Origin of the sequence: Shewanella mytili, assembly GCF_046765975.1 — a bacterium.
Classification (GTDB): Bacteria; Pseudomonadota; Gammaproteobacteria; order Enterobacterales; family Shewanellaceae; genus Shewanella; species Shewanella mytili.
In genome coordinates, this window is sequence record NZ_JBKOUD010000002.1 from 335,519 (window position 1) to 349,832 (window position 14,314).

General features: G+C 53.2%; 12 protein-coding genes and 4 tRNA genes. 5 read left to right on the forward strand and 11 right to left on the reverse strand.

Annotated elements, in window-relative coordinates:
- Window position 1: 1 nt before the first annotated feature.
- Both ACIDEJ_RS04210 and ACIDEJ_RS04215 read right to left on the reverse strand, forming a co-directional pair.
- Window positions 2-946: a phosphate/phosphite/phosphonate ABC transporter substrate-binding protein gene (locus ACIDEJ_RS04210; protein ID WP_411986843.1), complete on the reverse strand. Its 945-nt coding sequence runs from the start codon at window positions 944-946 to the stop codon at window positions 2-4.
- Between the two features lie 150 nt (window positions 947-1,096).
- Window positions 1,097-3,172, reverse strand: a complete 2,076-nt coding sequence (locus ACIDEJ_RS04215) for a M13 family metallopeptidase (RefSeq protein ID WP_411986844.1) — start codon at window positions 3,170-3,172, stop codon at window positions 1,097-1,099.
- A 286-nt stretch (window positions 3,173-3,458) separates the two neighbouring features.
- Here ACIDEJ_RS04215 and rsuA point away from each other — a divergent pair, with 286 nt between their 5' ends.
- Window positions 3,459-4,160: a 16S rRNA pseudouridine(516) synthase RsuA gene (gene rsuA, locus ACIDEJ_RS04220; protein ID WP_411986845.1), complete on the forward strand. Its 702-nt coding sequence runs from the start codon at window positions 3,459-3,461 to the stop codon at window positions 4,158-4,160.
- 5 nt (window positions 4,161-4,165) lie between these two features.
- On the opposite strand, the gene ACIDEJ_RS04225 is transcribed toward rsuA, so the two are convergent.
- The 8 genes from ACIDEJ_RS04225 to ACIDEJ_RS04260 form a co-directional block, all read right to left on the reverse strand.
- Window positions 4,166-5,113, reverse strand: coding sequence for a DUF4097 family beta strand repeat-containing protein (locus ACIDEJ_RS04225; RefSeq protein ID WP_411986846.1), 948 nt, complete (start codon window positions 5,111-5,113; stop codon window positions 4,166-4,168).
- A complete protein-coding gene (locus ACIDEJ_RS04230; protein WP_411986847.1) occupies window positions 5,110-5,634 on the reverse strand; it encodes a hypothetical protein in 525 nt (174 codons plus the stop codon). Before ACIDEJ_RS04230 ends, ACIDEJ_RS04225 begins: the two co-directional genes overlap by 4 nt.
- The gene (locus tag ACIDEJ_RS04235; protein WP_411986848.1) at window positions 5,631-6,191 is read right to left on the reverse strand and encodes an RNA polymerase sigma factor; all 561 of its coding nucleotides are present in this window, start codon (window positions 6,189-6,191) and stop codon (window positions 5,631-5,633) included. Before ACIDEJ_RS04235 ends, ACIDEJ_RS04230 begins: the two co-directional genes overlap by 4 nt.
- Window positions 6,192-6,433: 242 nt before the next feature.
- A tRNA-Leu gene (locus ACIDEJ_RS04240) sits at window positions 6,434-6,520 on the reverse strand.
- A 28-nt stretch (window positions 6,521-6,548) separates the two neighbouring features.
- Window positions 6,549-6,635, reverse strand: a tRNA-Leu gene (locus ACIDEJ_RS04245).
- Between the two features lie 42 nt (window positions 6,636-6,677).
- Window positions 6,678-6,764 (reverse strand) — tRNA-Leu (locus ACIDEJ_RS04250).
- 47 nt (window positions 6,765-6,811) lie between these two features.
- Window positions 6,812-6,887 (reverse strand) — tRNA-Phe (locus ACIDEJ_RS04255).
- Window positions 6,888-7,188: 301 nt separating this feature from the next.
- The gene (locus tag ACIDEJ_RS04260) at window positions 7,189-7,956 is read right to left on the reverse strand and encodes an outer membrane protein assembly factor BamD (protein WP_411986849.1); all 768 of its coding nucleotides are present in this window, start codon (window positions 7,954-7,956) and stop codon (window positions 7,189-7,191) included.
- 124 nt (window positions 7,957-8,080) lie between these two features.
- Between ACIDEJ_RS04260 and rluD the strand changes: the two genes are divergently transcribed.
- From rluD to clpB, 3 genes are all read left to right on the forward strand, one after another.
- Window positions 8,081-9,055: a 23S rRNA pseudouridine(1911/1915/1917) synthase RluD gene (rluD, locus tag ACIDEJ_RS04265; RefSeq protein ID WP_411986850.1), complete on the forward strand. Its 975-nt coding sequence runs from the start codon at window positions 8,081-8,083 to the stop codon at window positions 9,053-9,055.
- On the forward strand, window positions 9,055-9,771 hold the full coding sequence (pgeF, locus tag ACIDEJ_RS04270) for a peptidoglycan editing factor PgeF (protein WP_411986867.1): 717 nt from the start codon (window positions 9,055-9,057) through the stop codon (window positions 9,769-9,771). Before rluD ends, pgeF begins: the two co-directional genes overlap by 1 nt.
- A gap of 106 nt (window positions 9,772-9,877) precedes the next feature.
- Complete coding sequence (gene clpB / locus ACIDEJ_RS04275) at window positions 9,878-12,451, forward strand: ATP-dependent chaperone ClpB (RefSeq protein ID WP_411986851.1); 2,574 nt, start codon at window positions 9,878-9,880, stop codon at window positions 12,449-12,451.
- 122 nt (window positions 12,452-12,573) lie between these two features.
- Here clpB and ACIDEJ_RS04280 read toward each other — a convergent pair whose 3' ends face one another.
- A complete protein-coding gene (locus tag ACIDEJ_RS04280; protein WP_411986852.1) occupies window positions 12,574-13,044 on the reverse strand; it encodes a DUF4124 domain-containing protein in 471 nt (156 codons plus the stop codon).
- Between the two features lie 91 nt (window positions 13,045-13,135).
- On the opposite strand from ACIDEJ_RS04280, the gene pssA reads away from it, so the two are divergent.
- Window positions 13,136-13,999, forward strand: coding sequence for a CDP-diacylglycerol--serine O-phosphatidyltransferase (gene pssA, locus ACIDEJ_RS04285; RefSeq protein WP_411986853.1), 864 nt, complete (start codon window positions 13,136-13,138; stop codon window positions 13,997-13,999).
- Window positions 14,000-14,314: the final 315 nt, after the last annotated feature.

Below are 14,314 nucleotides of genomic sequence, written 5' to 3' on the forward strand. Positions count from 1 at the left end.
ATCATTCCTGTATATAGAAGGATTCAAGGCCCATCTGCTTGAGTGGCGCATAATCTTCCATCGTGGCGGCGCCAATCTGTTTCATCGGGATTTTTGCCAGCAGTTGCCGCCCTTTTTCCGTACGGCCCAACTGTAAAAATGCCTGCTGTATTTTCTGCTGCACCTCTTTGGCAACCCGAGGATGTGCCACCACCGGATGGGCGGCCACCTTGGTGGTTTCGTAAATTATCCGTAACTGGTCACGAATTTCGGGTGGCTGCAATGACAAGGTTTTTTGCACGCCGCCACCGGCAGCGGTTTGCCCCAGAATCACGTTAAGGTAAACCGAGCTATGGCTCAGCACATATTTTGGCGTCACATGAATATGAAACAGCGTGCTGAACTCTGCCCGGGGAATAAGCGCGGCGCCTAGGGCGTTGGGGGCCGGGAAGGCAATGGTTTTACCGTCAAGGTCGGTGACTTTTTGCAGCGGGCTGTCTTTGCGCACCACAATAATGCCGTACAGCTGGTTGCCCACATCTTTCACCAGTGGCTGATATCCCTGCAAGCGGTTGGCCACAATGAAGTGGTAGGGATTCATGTAGGCAATATCATACTCCCCTTGCGCAAACTGTTGCTCGAATTGGGGAATGGAGGGGGAACTTTGCAATACCAGTTGCACGCCGCTGATGGCCGATACCTGTGCCAGTATGGGTTGCCAGGTGGCGGCAATTTGTCTGGCATCGTACTGGGGAACCACGCCCACCTTGTAAACCTGGGCAAGAGCCTGGGCGCTGGCTAAAAAGCACAAGGCAAGACCGAGAATAAGCGATGTCAGCCAGGGGGCTTGCCTGTTGCGCCAGCCGCCACCGTGACGGGAAGTGCAATCACCCAAGCGGGAATGGCAAGGATGGAAACAACGCAGAATTTGCAGCCAGTAAGCGCTATTGCGGGGTGTTGTCCACATAGGTAACTCCAACAGAATGCCAGCCGGGTGGCAGGTGAGTGAGGTCAGCCATATGGGTACAGTGTAGTTGTAAAATAACGGAATGTGACAAATGCACGCTGCAAACAAAACAGGGTACCCGTAGGTACCCTGTTTTCGTGAGTGTCTGATTTACCAGATTTTTACCCGTTTGGCAGGTGCCAGATACATGGCATCACCGGGTTTTACATCAAAGGTGGTGTAAAACTCGGGCATGTTCCCCAGCGAGCCGATGGCACGGAACTTGGCAGGGGAGTGAGGGTCGGTTGCCACGCGGTTACGCAGTGCTTCCTCTTTCACTTTGGCGCGCCAAATCTGGGTGAAGCCGATGAAGAAGCGCTGATCGCCTGTCAGGCCGTCAATCACGGGTGCAGGCTTGCCCTGCAGTGATTTTTTATAGGCTTTGTAAGCGATGGTGATGCCAGACAAGTCACCGATGTTTTCCCCCAGGGTCAGTTCGCCGTTTACATGCAAATCCGGGAATACATAGTAGTTGTTGAACTGTTCAATCAGCATTTTGGTCTTGGCATGGAAAGCGTCCAGATCTTTCTGGGTCCACCAGTCACGCATGTTGCCATCGCCATCAAATTTTGCGCCCTGATCATCAAAGCCATGGCCCATTTCATGACCAATCACCGCACCGATGCCACCATAGTTCACTGCATCATCCGCCTGCATGTTAAAGAAAGGCGGTTGCAAAATGGCTGCCGGGAACACGATTTCGTTCATGGTCGGGTTGTAGTAGGCGTTGACGGTCTGAGGGGTCATGTGCCACTCGTCACGATCAATGGGGCTACTGAGTTTTTTCAGATCTTTTTGATGGGAAACCTTACCAGCACGCATTTCATTGCCTACCAGATCGGTGGCACTGATGGTGAGCTGGCTGTAGTCTTCCCACTTGTTGGGATAGCCAATTTTCGGATTGAATTTGTCCAGTTTGGCTTTTGCCGCCACTTTGGTTTCCGGGGTCATCCAGTCCAGTTCATCCACGCTGTCCGCGTAAGCCTGACGCAGGTTTTCTACCAGTTGCTCCATCCGGGCTTTGGCTTCAGGGGTAAAGTGGCGTTTGACGTAAACTTTACCGACCACTTCGCCCAGCAGGCCATTCACCTTGCTTACACCGCGTTTCCAGCGGGGTTGCTGCTGTTCCTGACCATTAAGGGTTCTGGCAAAGAAATCAAAGTTTTCTTCATCAAATTCCTGGCCCAAATCACTGGCATAGCTGGTCAGCAAATGCCAACGCAGATAGGTTTTCCAAGTGTTGAGGTCAGTGTGCTTGATAATGTCAGCCAGGCTGGTGACATAGCTGGGCTGGTTAATGATGATATCGGGCTGGGCTGCGGCGCCCAAGGCATTGAGATAACCGTTCCAGTCAACCCCTGGTGCCAGTTTTGCCAGATCTTTCACATCATACTTGTTGTAGGTTTTGGTGCTGTCGCGGCTAGCCACCACATCCCAGTGAGCTTTGGCAATGGCGGTTTCCAGCGTCATGATGGCTTCAGCGCTTTTTTGTGGCTGAGGGAAGCCCGCCAGCTGGAACATCTTGCTCATGTGCTTGATGAACGCGGCACGGATGTTAACGAAGCGCTCGGCATCGTTAAAGTAGTAGTCTTTTTCCGGCAGGCTCAAGCCGTATTGCCAGATGTGGGTGGCGTAACGGTCGGAGTTCTTGGCATCAACATCCACATAAAACGCCATGGGCGTGCCGCCACCGATAATCTGGCTGTGGCCAAAGTAAGCCATCAGCTGCGCTTTGTTGCTGATGCCGTCAATTTTGGCCAACTCAGGCTGCAACGGGGTGATCCCCAGTTTGTTCAGCGCCTGGGTATCCATGAAGGCGCGGTACAGGTCTGCCACTTTCTGCTCATCGCTACCGGCTTTCAATCCTTGCTGGGCGGCCACTTCTTCAATGATGGCTTTAATGTCATCGCGGGATTTTTCACGCAAATCGTAGAAAGCGCCGCTGCTGGTACGGTCGGCAGGGATCTGGGTGTTCTTTATCCAGGTGCCGTTAACGTAGCTGTAAAAGTCATCCTGAGGCCGGACAGACTTGTCAAAGTTGCTGAAATCAATCCCTGAACTCAGGGCGTTGGCAACCGCGGTTGCTGAGGCTGTCTTGGTGGCTTGGGGTTCTGACACCTGGCTTTGACAGGCGGCCAGACCGGCAATCATAGTGGCGCATAAGCCACCCATGAGGATTTTTCTCATATGGGTTCCTTTCACTCTCGCATTTTAGCGCGTGTTATCGGGTGCCGGTATGCCGACACTGTTGTTTCGCATGCAATACAGATAACTGCCTTGCGGCGGTTTGGTTGATTATGTTAAAGCCTGCGGCGGCATTCTCTCAAGCTGAACCACGGGCTTAATGGCCGGTGATGTGTAAGCAAAATTTACAATTGGCGGGAATGCTCGGCCAAAAACGGCGCGGGGATAAGGCTTGGTGAAACCCTGCTTATCACCGATAATGGCGCCAAAAGCACATGGTTTTGAGGATATGCAAGTGCGGCTGGACAAGTTTATTTGTGATGCTACCGGGCTGACCCGTTCGTTGGCGAAAAAAGCGTTGCACCGTGGCGAGGTGAAGGTGGATAACTGCCTGGTAAAGGACCCGGGATTCAAGGTTGAGCCCCAGATGACGGTGACGCTGGATGATGCGGCATTAACCCTGCCAGGCACCCGTTACCTGATGCTGCACAAGCCTCAGGGCATTTTGTGCTCCACCCAGGATGAAGACTATCCCTGTGTCTTGTCGTTACTGGATATTCCCCGGGCGGACATTTTGCACATTGCTGGCCGGCTGGATGTGGACACCACCGGATTGGTGTTGCTGACCGATGACGGCCAGTGGTCCCACTGTGTCACTTCCCCCAAAAAAACCTGCCATAAACGCTACCGGGTGCAACTGGCGGAGCCCATTGGTGATGATGTGGCCTTGCAGTTTGCCAACGGCGTACAGCTGCATGGCGAGCGGGAGCTGACCCGGCCTGCGGTGTTGCAGGTGTTGTCGGCAACCGAGGTGCTGCTAACCATCAGTGAGGGCAAATATCACCAGGTAAAGCGTATGTTTGCCGCAGTAGGCAACAAGGTGATTGGGCTGCACCGCGAAGCGGTGGGGGAGATTGAGCTGGATGCGCAATTGGCCCCCGGTGACTGGCGTCACCTGACAGAGGCGGAGATTGCGTCTGTCAGGCGCTGAGTCATTTACTGCTGTTTCAGGCTGATGTCACCGCTGATGGTGTTGATGTCGATATCAGCCTTGCCCGAGCCGCTTTGGAATTTCAACCGCTGGTTGCGGGTGTATTGGCTGATGGTGGGCTTGTCATCGGTCAGGGTGTTATGGATGTTGCCACCAGGCCCACCCTTGATGTTGAAGGCCGCATCAGGCACCTGGGTGAAAATGAGGTCAATATCGGCATTGACACTCCCCAGGTGGGCTTTGGTGGTCAAAGACTGCAGCGTGACCTGCAAATCGCCACTGACGCTGCGCAGGTTCAGGTTGTCTGCCTGTTGCAGCTGCAATGTGGCCGAACCGGATACCAAATCGGCACTGACGCTGCGGGCCTGAATGTCGGCGGTAAGATCGCCACTCACCAGCCGGTAACGGATATTGCCGCTGCTGCCTTGATCATCAATATCACCGGAAACACTCTCCATCTCGATTTGGCCGCTGTTATCCTTGGCTCGAATGTTACCGGAAACGGTTTTGATGTTGAGCTCGCCTTGCAAACCCTGGCTGTTGATATCGCCGCTGACATTGCCGGTGTTCACTTCGCCTTTAAGGTGCTCCAGTAAATAATTGGCCGATACCCCCTTGATGTTGGCATTCACCTGCATGGGCAGATAAATGGTCAAGCGGGAGCCTTGTTCATCGTGGCCGCTGTAGCTGTCCGGCAGTTTGTCCTTGATGACAAAACGGCTGCCGTCCCGGGAAAACACCAATCCCTCGCTCAGCTCATCCAGCGTGCCCTTGATGGCAACCTGTGCTTTATCCCAGCCATGAATTTGCACGTCTCCGCGCTGAATGTGGATGTCCAGCTTGCTACCGGGAGCCAGCTCGGCGGTTTTATCCACCTGCTCGGCTGCCTGTGCCCAGGGCTGGGTGAAGGTGGCAACAGTAAATAACAGTAGCGCCAGGTAAGACTGTTTCATATATGAGTTCCTTGTTGCTTTGCGTAAACGGTTTCCGGCAGTTGCTGGCCCTGGGTCAACAGCTCTATTTCACGCTGCTGGGTCCATAGCCACAGTTGCCATAACTGGGTGTCTTGAGGCGCCTTTTGCAGGGCTTGGTAAATCTGCTCCGATGCGCTTCTAAGTTCATCAACCCCCTGGCTGATGGGGGCGGTCAGACCGATGTGCTGCCATTGCTGGTAGTGGCCGTGCTGCTCCAGAAATTGCACCTGCTGCTGATGTTGCGCCTGAAGCTGGGCCATCATGCCCAGCATCTGGGATGGGGTCTCGGCGGGGGACGACTGCAACCACAAGTGGTGTCCAACTCCTCCCAGCAGGAGCAAACTGCAGGCAATGGCAAACTGTTTCCAGTGAGCAATTCCCTGAGGTTGCGTTTTCTCTGAAGCATCAAGCCGCCTTGCAATACCGGGCCATAAATCCCGCTGGGGCGTTAACTCTTCGGGCAGTTGGCGCAGCATTTCATCAAGAGAGGTTTTATTCATGACAACATCTCCTTAAGCAGCATTTTTGCGCGGTGGTACTGGGCTTTACTGGTGCCTTGGGTAATATGCATCAATGTGGCTATCTCCCCATGGCTGTATCCTTCAATGGCATACAATACAAACACAATCCTGGCTCTTTCAGGCAGTTGCATAATCTTTTTGTCCAGTAACGAGGTGTCTTGCAAGGCGGCATCTTGGCAGGTTGGCTCTGGCGTGCCCAAGGCAAACGGCTGGAAGCGGTGCCAGAAGCGCTGGTGTTTCTTGAGGCTGGTCAGTGCCTGATTCACGCTAAGGCTATGCAGCCAGGTGCTGAATTGACTGTCGCCACGAAACTGATCCAGTTTTTCCCACAAGCGCACAAAACAATCCTGAGTGAACTCTTCTGCCAAAGATGGCTGCCCTGCCAAACGCAAACATAAGGCGTACACCCGCTTGTGATGCAAGCGGTAAATGGCCGCAAAGGCCTGCTTGTCGCCTAAGCGGGCTTGCCTGAGCAGTTGCGTGTCGGTGGTTTCTGTTGCGGCAACTGGTGTTTCCCGCTGGCAGCTAGCATCCACAGCAATTCCTTGCACTCGAAATAAACGTTACTTATAAGACGATACGACCTTAGCAAAAGGTTTGGAGGCGCGATAAAAATTTTTACGCATCAGGGGGCACAGATGTCTCGGGGGATAACCGCAAGTGCGGCAGGCAAGTCACAAACGGCACCAATGCCATGGCGAAGAGAACATCTGATAAGGGGATGTTTTAGCGGGCAGCAGATACAAAAAAACCTCGATAAACGAGGCTTATAAAATATTGGTACAGGTGAGAAGACTTGAACTTCCACGCCCGTGAGGGCACCAGCACCTGAAGCTGGCGTGTCTACCAATTCCACCACACCTGCACAACATATTGCTTTATTCACTCTGGATTGGTACAGGTGAGAAGACTTGAACTTCCACGCCCGTGAGGGCACCAGCACCTGAAGCTGGCGTGTCTACCAATTCCACCACACCTGCATGACACAGAGTGAATTTTCAGAATAACCCATTTTATGTAGATGGTACAGGTGAGAAGACTTGAACTTCCACGCCCGTGAGGGCACCAGCACCTGAAGCTGGCGTGTCTACCAATTCCACCACACCTGCACTGTACTGTCTACACACTTGCTATTCTGAACACCTTAAAATAAAGGTGGTGCCCGAACCCGGAATCGAACCAGGGACACGCGGATTTTCAATCCGCTGCTCTACCGACTGAGCTATTCGGGCGACGGCGTGCATTAAACGGCTTTTGCCGATTTGAGTCAACAGTTTTCTACGAAATATTTCAAAACATCGTGCGTTTGAACAAGATTTATCCGCAACATCCCATATTCCACAGCCATTGCGTGAAAACCGCACTACAACGGGCTTTATGGCGCCTATGACGGCAGTTAACCGCTTGGCTGGCGCGGTTGCTGTGGCCGGGCAAGGCGCAAGATTTTATCGCTTGTATGCAAATTTTCATGAAAGGAGAAAAGCAAACAGCCCCGAATGGGGCTGTTTGGCAGTGGTGTCTTGCTGCAATGGCTTAATGTTGCTGCAGCATTTCGTTTTCGGGGAAATTGGCCTGCATCACCATCAATACGTGCTGTTGCAGTTTATCCTGCCCCAGTTTGCCGTAAGACTTTGCCATGATTTCCAGTGCCTGCTCCACGTAGGGCGTGTCAGGAAAGCTCTCCAGTACGGTTTGTGCGCGCACGGCCGCAGCACTCCAAGCATCCATTTTTACATAATACTCCGCCACCTTGATGGCGTAGCTGGCGAGACGATTTTTCAGGTATTGCATCCGTTGCCGGGCATCTGCGGCATAACGGCTGCTGGGGTACATTTTCAGCAAACGGGAGAAATCCTTGAAAGCTTCCTGGGCGCTTTGGGGATCCCTGTCGGTGCGATCAATGCTGAGCATGTCGTGCAGCATGTAGCTGTCGGCCTGCATGTTGATCAGTCCCCGCATGTAGGTGACATAATCCGCATCCGGATGGGTAGGGTTGAGTTTCAAGAAGCGGTCAACGTTGGCAATCGCATTGGCGGTGTCAGCCTGTTTGTAGTACGCGTAAATCAAATCCAGCTGCACCTGGGTTTTGTAGGGGCCAAACGGATATTTGGAGTCCAGCGCTTCTAGGGTTCTTACCGCTTTGGTAAAGTTGCCGAGCTCCATGGAGGTGCGCGCCTGGGAATACAGCTCTTCCGGAGTCTGCTTCCCGGCAAGTAAATCATGGTCGTCGGGTTTGCTGCTACAGGCCGCTATGGCCAACGAAAAAAAGGCCACGGCAGCGCCTTTGACAAATTTATGCATACTTGAATCAAGTTCTTTTTGAAAGTTGTTGTTAAGAAATTCGCCAAATCACGATAAAATGGCCAATTTCCGTGTTAAACCGATTAACACAGTTCTATGACCCCAATAGTTGGGGACGGTTCCTATGACGCAAGAGATTAATCTAAAAAGCGAGATATCAGCAACCCAAACCGGTCAGAGATTGGATCAGACTGTAGCAGAATTATTTCCTGACTACTCTCGAACCCGTATCAAAGAGTGGATTTTGGCAGGCAATGTACGTATCGATGACGAGGTGGTCAGCCGGCCGCGGGAAAAGGTGCTGGAATCACAAATAGTGGAGATTAACGCCACTATTGAAGAGGAAACCAAAGCTGAAGCCCAGGCCATTGATTTGAACATTGTCTATGAAGACGATCATATCATCATCATTAACAAGCAGGCCGGGCTGGTGGTGCATCCGGGGGCGGGCAACAGTGATGGCACTTTGCTAAATGCCTTGTTGCACCATTGCCCTGAAATTGAGCACGTGCCCCGTGCCGGGATTGTGCACCGCCTGGATAAAGACACCACCGGCCTGATGGTGGTGGCAAAAACCGTGGAAGCGCAGACCCATCTGGTTGCCTCGTTGCAGGCCCGTGAGATCACCCGTGAATATGAAGCGATCGTCATTGGCACCATGACGGCCGGTGGCACGGTGGATGAGCCCATCGGCCGCCATGCCACCAAACGTACCCATATGGCGGTGATCCATTCCGGTCGCCCTGCGGTAACCCATTACCGGGTGGCCGAAAAATTCCGTGCCCACACCCGCTTGCGGTTGCGCCTGGAAACCGGTCGTACTCACCAAATTCGCGTTCATATGGCGTATATCGGCCATGTGCTGGTGGGCGATCCTGTTTATGGTGGCCGGCCGCGTCCGCCCAAGGCGGCCAGTGCCGAATTTATTGAAACACTCAAGGGTTTCAAACGCCAGGCGCTGCATGCGGTGCGTCTGGAATTGGCTCATCCTTACACCTGTGAGGTGATGAGCTGGCAGGCACCGGTACCAGATGACATGGTGCAACTCACCAAGGCGTTGCGTAAGGATACCGAAGCCCATCCGGAGGACATGTTGTGATTGTGTCGCATCATTGGCCACTGCCACCCAACATCAGGATTGCCATGACGGATCGCCATGGCGGTGTCAGCTTGCCGCCGTTTGACAGCCTGAATTTGGGGACCCACGTGGGAGATGATGCCGCAGCGGTAGCTGCCAATCGCCAGCGCTTGCAACAGGCGCTGCACCTGCCCTCGGAGCCTGCCTGGCTGGAACAGATACACGGCAAGCAAGTGGTGCATCTGGGGCAGGATGCTTGCCGCACCGCCGATGGCAGTTTTGCCGATACCCCCGGCGTTGTGGCGGTGGTGATGACGGCCGATTGCCTGCCGGTATTATTGTGTGACCATGAAGGCACACAGGTGGCGGCCTTGCATGCGGGCTGGCGAGGGCTTAACGGCGGGGTGCTGGAAGCCGGCATTGCCAAATTCCGTCCGGGCTCCGTGCTTCAGGCGTATTTGGGGCCTGCCATCGGCCCCGATGCATTTGAAGTGGGGCGCGAGGTGCGGGACGCGTTTTTGCACTCTACGCCCGGTGCGACAGACTGCTTTGTTGCCCACGGTGAAAAATACCTGGCCAACCTGCAAGGGCTGGCAAAATTGCGTTTGCAGCAGGCTGGGGTTCGGCTGATTTATGCGCTTTCTGCCTGTACTTATCAACAATCCGCTCAATTCTTCTCTTATCGGCGCGATCGTGAATGTGGTCGCATGGCCTCTCTTATCTGGCGCGAGCGTTAATATTCGCCACATTTTTTGTGGCGTTAGCTTGAATTGGTGCCAGACACCCCCATGTTTAAGGTAACAAAGTTATTACCTTTTTATTTTGAGGTTGTCAGGAGGTTGTATGCGGCTTGATCGTATGACCAACAAATTCCAACTTGCCATCTCTGATGCCCAGTCGTTGGCACTGGGGCGCGATAATCAATTTATCGAGCCGATCCATTTGATGATGGCATTGCTGAACCAGGATTCCGGGTCGATTCACCCCTTATTGACCCAGGCCGGTATTCAGGTAAGCACCTTGCGTTCCTTATTGACCCAGGAACTGGAGCGTTTACCCCAGGTTCAAGGCACGGGGGGCGACGTTCAGTTATCACCGGCGTTAATCCGCGTACTGAACCTGTGCGACAAACTGGCGCAGAAACGCAAGGATAAATACATTTCCAGCGAGCTGTTCTTGCTGGCGGCGCTGGAGAGCAATGACACTTTGGCCTCATGCCTGAAACAGGCGGGCGCCACCAAAGAATTGCTGGAAAAAACCATTGAACAGATGCGTGGCGGGCAGAACGTGGACGATCCCAATGCGGAAGATCAGCGCCAGGCGCTGAAAAAATACACGGTGGATCTGACCGAGCGCGCCGAGCAGGGCAAACTGGATCCCGTTATCGGCCGTGACGATGAAATCCGCCGTACCATTCAGGTATTGCAGCGGCGCAGTAAAAACAACCCGGTACTGATTGGTGAACCCGGTGTGGGTAAAACCGCCATCGTGGAAGGGTTGGCCCAGCGTATCATCAATGGCGAAGTGCCTGAAGGCATTAAAAACAAACGGGTACTGGCACTGGATCTTGGTGCCTTGGTGGCCGGCGCCAAATACCGCGGTGAGTTTGAAGAACGTTTGAAAGCCGTGCTGAACGAGCTGTCTCAGGAAGAGGGGCAGGTGATCCTGTTCATCGACGAGCTGCATACCATGGTGGGCGCCGGTAAATCCGAAGGCGCCATGGATGCGGGCAACATGCTCAAACCGGCCTTGGCCCGTGGCGAATTGCACTGTGTGGGCGCCACTACCCTGGATGAATATCGCCAATACATTGAAAAAGATGCGGCGCTGGAGCGGCGTTTCCAGAAAGTGTTGGTGGATGAACCCAGCGTGGAAGACACCATTGCCATTTTGCGTGGTTTGAAAGAGCGTTACGAGCTGCACCATCACGTGGAAATTACCGACCCGGCCATTGTGGCGGCAGCCACACTGTCGCACCGTTACATTTCCGACCGTAAACTGCCGGATAAAGCCATCGACCTGATTGATGAAGCCGCCTCCAGCATTCGTATGCAGATTGACTCCAAGCCTGAGCCGCTGGACCGGCTGGAACGGCGTGGCATTCAGCTGAAACTGGAAGAGCAGGCATTGTCGAAAGAAAACGATGAAGCCAGTCGCAAGCGGTTGGAACATTTGCGTGCCGAGTTGCGGGAAGTGGAAGAAAAATCCGCAGAGCTTAACGAAGTCTGGCGCACGGAAAAAGCCGCGTTGGCCGGCACCCAGCACATTAAAGCGGATTTGGAACAGGCGCGCCTGGATTTGGATGTGGCCCGCCGCGCGGGTGATTTGACCCGCATGTCAGAGTTGCAATACGGTCGCATTCCTGAGCTGGAAAAACAGCTGGATTTGGCCTCCCAGGCAGAAATGCAAGACATGAAACTGCTGCGTAACAAGGTCACCGATGTGGAAATCGCCGAGGTATTGTCCAAATCCACCGGCATTCCCGTGTCCAAGATGCTGGAAGGTGAGCGCGAAAAACTGCTGCATATGGAACAAGCCCTGCATGAGCGGGTGATTGGCCAGAATGAAGCGGTGGATGCGGTGGCCAATGCCATTCGCCGTAGCCGTGCCGGTCTGGCGGACCCTAACCGGCCCATTGGTTCATTCCTGTTTTTGGGGCCAACCGGGGTCGGGAAAACCGAACTGTGTAAATCGTTGGCAAAATTCCTGTTCGATACCGAAAGTGCCATGGTACGTATCGACATGTCGGAATTCATGGAAAAACACTCCGTTTCCCGTCTGGTGGGCGCACCTCCAGGATATGTGGGGTATGAAGAAGGCGGTTACCTGACAGAAGCCGTGCGGCGTAAACCCTATTCCGTCATCCTGCTGGATGAAGTGGAAAAGGCACACCCGGATGTGTTTAACATCCTGCTGCAGGTACTGGATGACGGCCGTTTGACTGACGGTCAGGGTCGCACGGTGGATTTTCGTAACACGGTGGTGATCATGACCTCGAACCTGGGCTCTGATCTGATCCAGGAAGGGTTTGCGGAGCACAGTTACGGAGAGATGAAATCGCAGGTGTTGGGCGTGGTGCAACATCACTTCCGGCCAGAATTCCTCAACCGTATTGATGAAACCGTGGTCTTCCATCCGCTGGGTGCTGAGCACATCAAGAACATTGCCCGCATTCAGGTAGCGTTGCTGCGTAAACGGCTGCTGGAAAAAGAATACGATCTGCAGGTAAGTGACAGCGCGCTGGAATATATTGCCAAAGCCGGGTTTGACCCGGTATACGGTGCTCGTCCGCTGAAACGTACCATCCAGCAGGAAGTGGAAAATCCGTTGGCCCAGCAGTTGCTGCAAGGCAAGTTGTTGCCGGGCAAAGCGGTAAGGGTGGATGTGGATGGCGACAAACTGACCTTCTGCCAGTAATACGCTCATTACCTTGACTGAAAAGGAGCACTCACGTGCTCCTTTTCTTTTTTGATGACCACAAGATTATCCCATGCGGCGGTGGTGTTTCAACAGCCGCCCGGCACAAATATCGGGTGGTATTATCGCTTCATGTCCTTGGCCGGGGTACAAAACAGACGAATTCTTTCTTGCTGCGTAGCAATGGCTGCCTGGCGTTCTTCTTCTGTCATCTGCACCGGTTGCCCGGTTTTGACGTCTTTTTGTTGCAAGCGGGTATGGGTTTGCAGCACATCCAGGCTAAAACGGGCATTTTCGCAAATCTTTTGTGCTTGGGCCTGATCCCGCGCCTTGATGGCAGCCGCATCCCGTTCTGCCTGGCTTGGCTGCGTGAGCGCTGTTCGTTTGACTGGGGCTACTGTACCGATTTTTTCCGGCTCTATCGCTTTACTGTTCAGGGTGCGGACGTTTTTGCCGGCGGGAGGCTGCTGGCTGTAATGGGTGACCCCATGCTCATCAACCCACTGATAAATGTCTCCCGCAATGATGATAGGGCTGTAGATTGCCAGCCCTATCGCAGATATCAGCGCCGATATCAGGCCAATTCTTATCATAATCAAATTCCATCGTGACCAAGGGTTCAGGGGCAGCATAACTGTGTTATCTTTGAACACATTACTGCAAACCTGTGGATTCGTTAAGTGTATGCAAAATATTGCCAAGCCAACAGCCAAATCTAAAGGCATCTATTTACTGCCAAACCTGCTAACCACTGCCGGTTTGTTTGCCGGTTTCTATGCGGTGATAGCTTCCATGAACGGGCGCTTTGAAGCCTCTGCCATTGCCGTTTTTGTGGCCATGATTTTTGATGGCCTTGATGGCCGCCTGGCAAGGCTGACCAATACCCAAAGCAGTTTCGGCGCCGAATATGACTCCATGGCCGACATGGTGTCTTTTGGCATGGCGCCAGCCTTGATAGCCTATAACTGGGGCTTGGCTGATATCGGTAAAATCGGCTGGTTGGCGGCATTTGTTTATTGTGCTGGTGCGGCGTTACGTTTGGCGCGGTTCAACACCCAGGTGGGCGTGGCCGACAAACGCTATTTTCAGGGGCTGGCAAGTCCTGCGGCGGCAGCCATCATTGCCGGGAGCGTGTGGCTCGGGCAAGACTACGGTATTGATGGTAACAGCGTTTCCTGGTTGTTTGCCCTCATCACTGCCGGGGCAGGGCTGCTGATGGTGAGCAATTTCCGTTACCACTCCTTCAAACAGGTGGACTGGAGCGGCAAGGTTAATTTTCTGGTGATGTTGCTGGTGGTCGGGGTATTTGTGGTGGTATCCGTAGATCCCGCCTTAATCCTGTGCAGCTTGTTTTACATCTACGCCTGCTCTGGCCCGGTCATGACGATGCACCATATCAAAAAGCTAAAAGTCTCCGACGTAGTGGGTGATAAAGAAGATGATGACCACAAGAACGAAGAACCCCCACAAGCTGACACCCATACAGTTGTAAGTAGCACTTCTACGGATACGGATAATGAGGCGCCGAACAAACCTTCCCAGCCATAAGGTCATTTGATGCGATGAGGGTTATTGAAGACTACTGACATGGAAAGTCACAGAAGTCGCTGGATCAGCACAGACAGCCACACTACGACAAAATGCTGCTTTAAGCAGCATTTTTTGTATCTGCCATATTGCAACTGTAAGCAAGCTGTACCGAACCGGTAACGCCTTGGTTGCGGTCGTCTATAAAATCAACATTTGAAAAATAAATAGAAAATACCCCTTGCACAAAAGTTTCAGCCCCCTATAATGCGCACCCACTGACACGGCAACAGCGACACGCTAACGGTGTGACAGGGTTGATTAAACAGCGTAAAT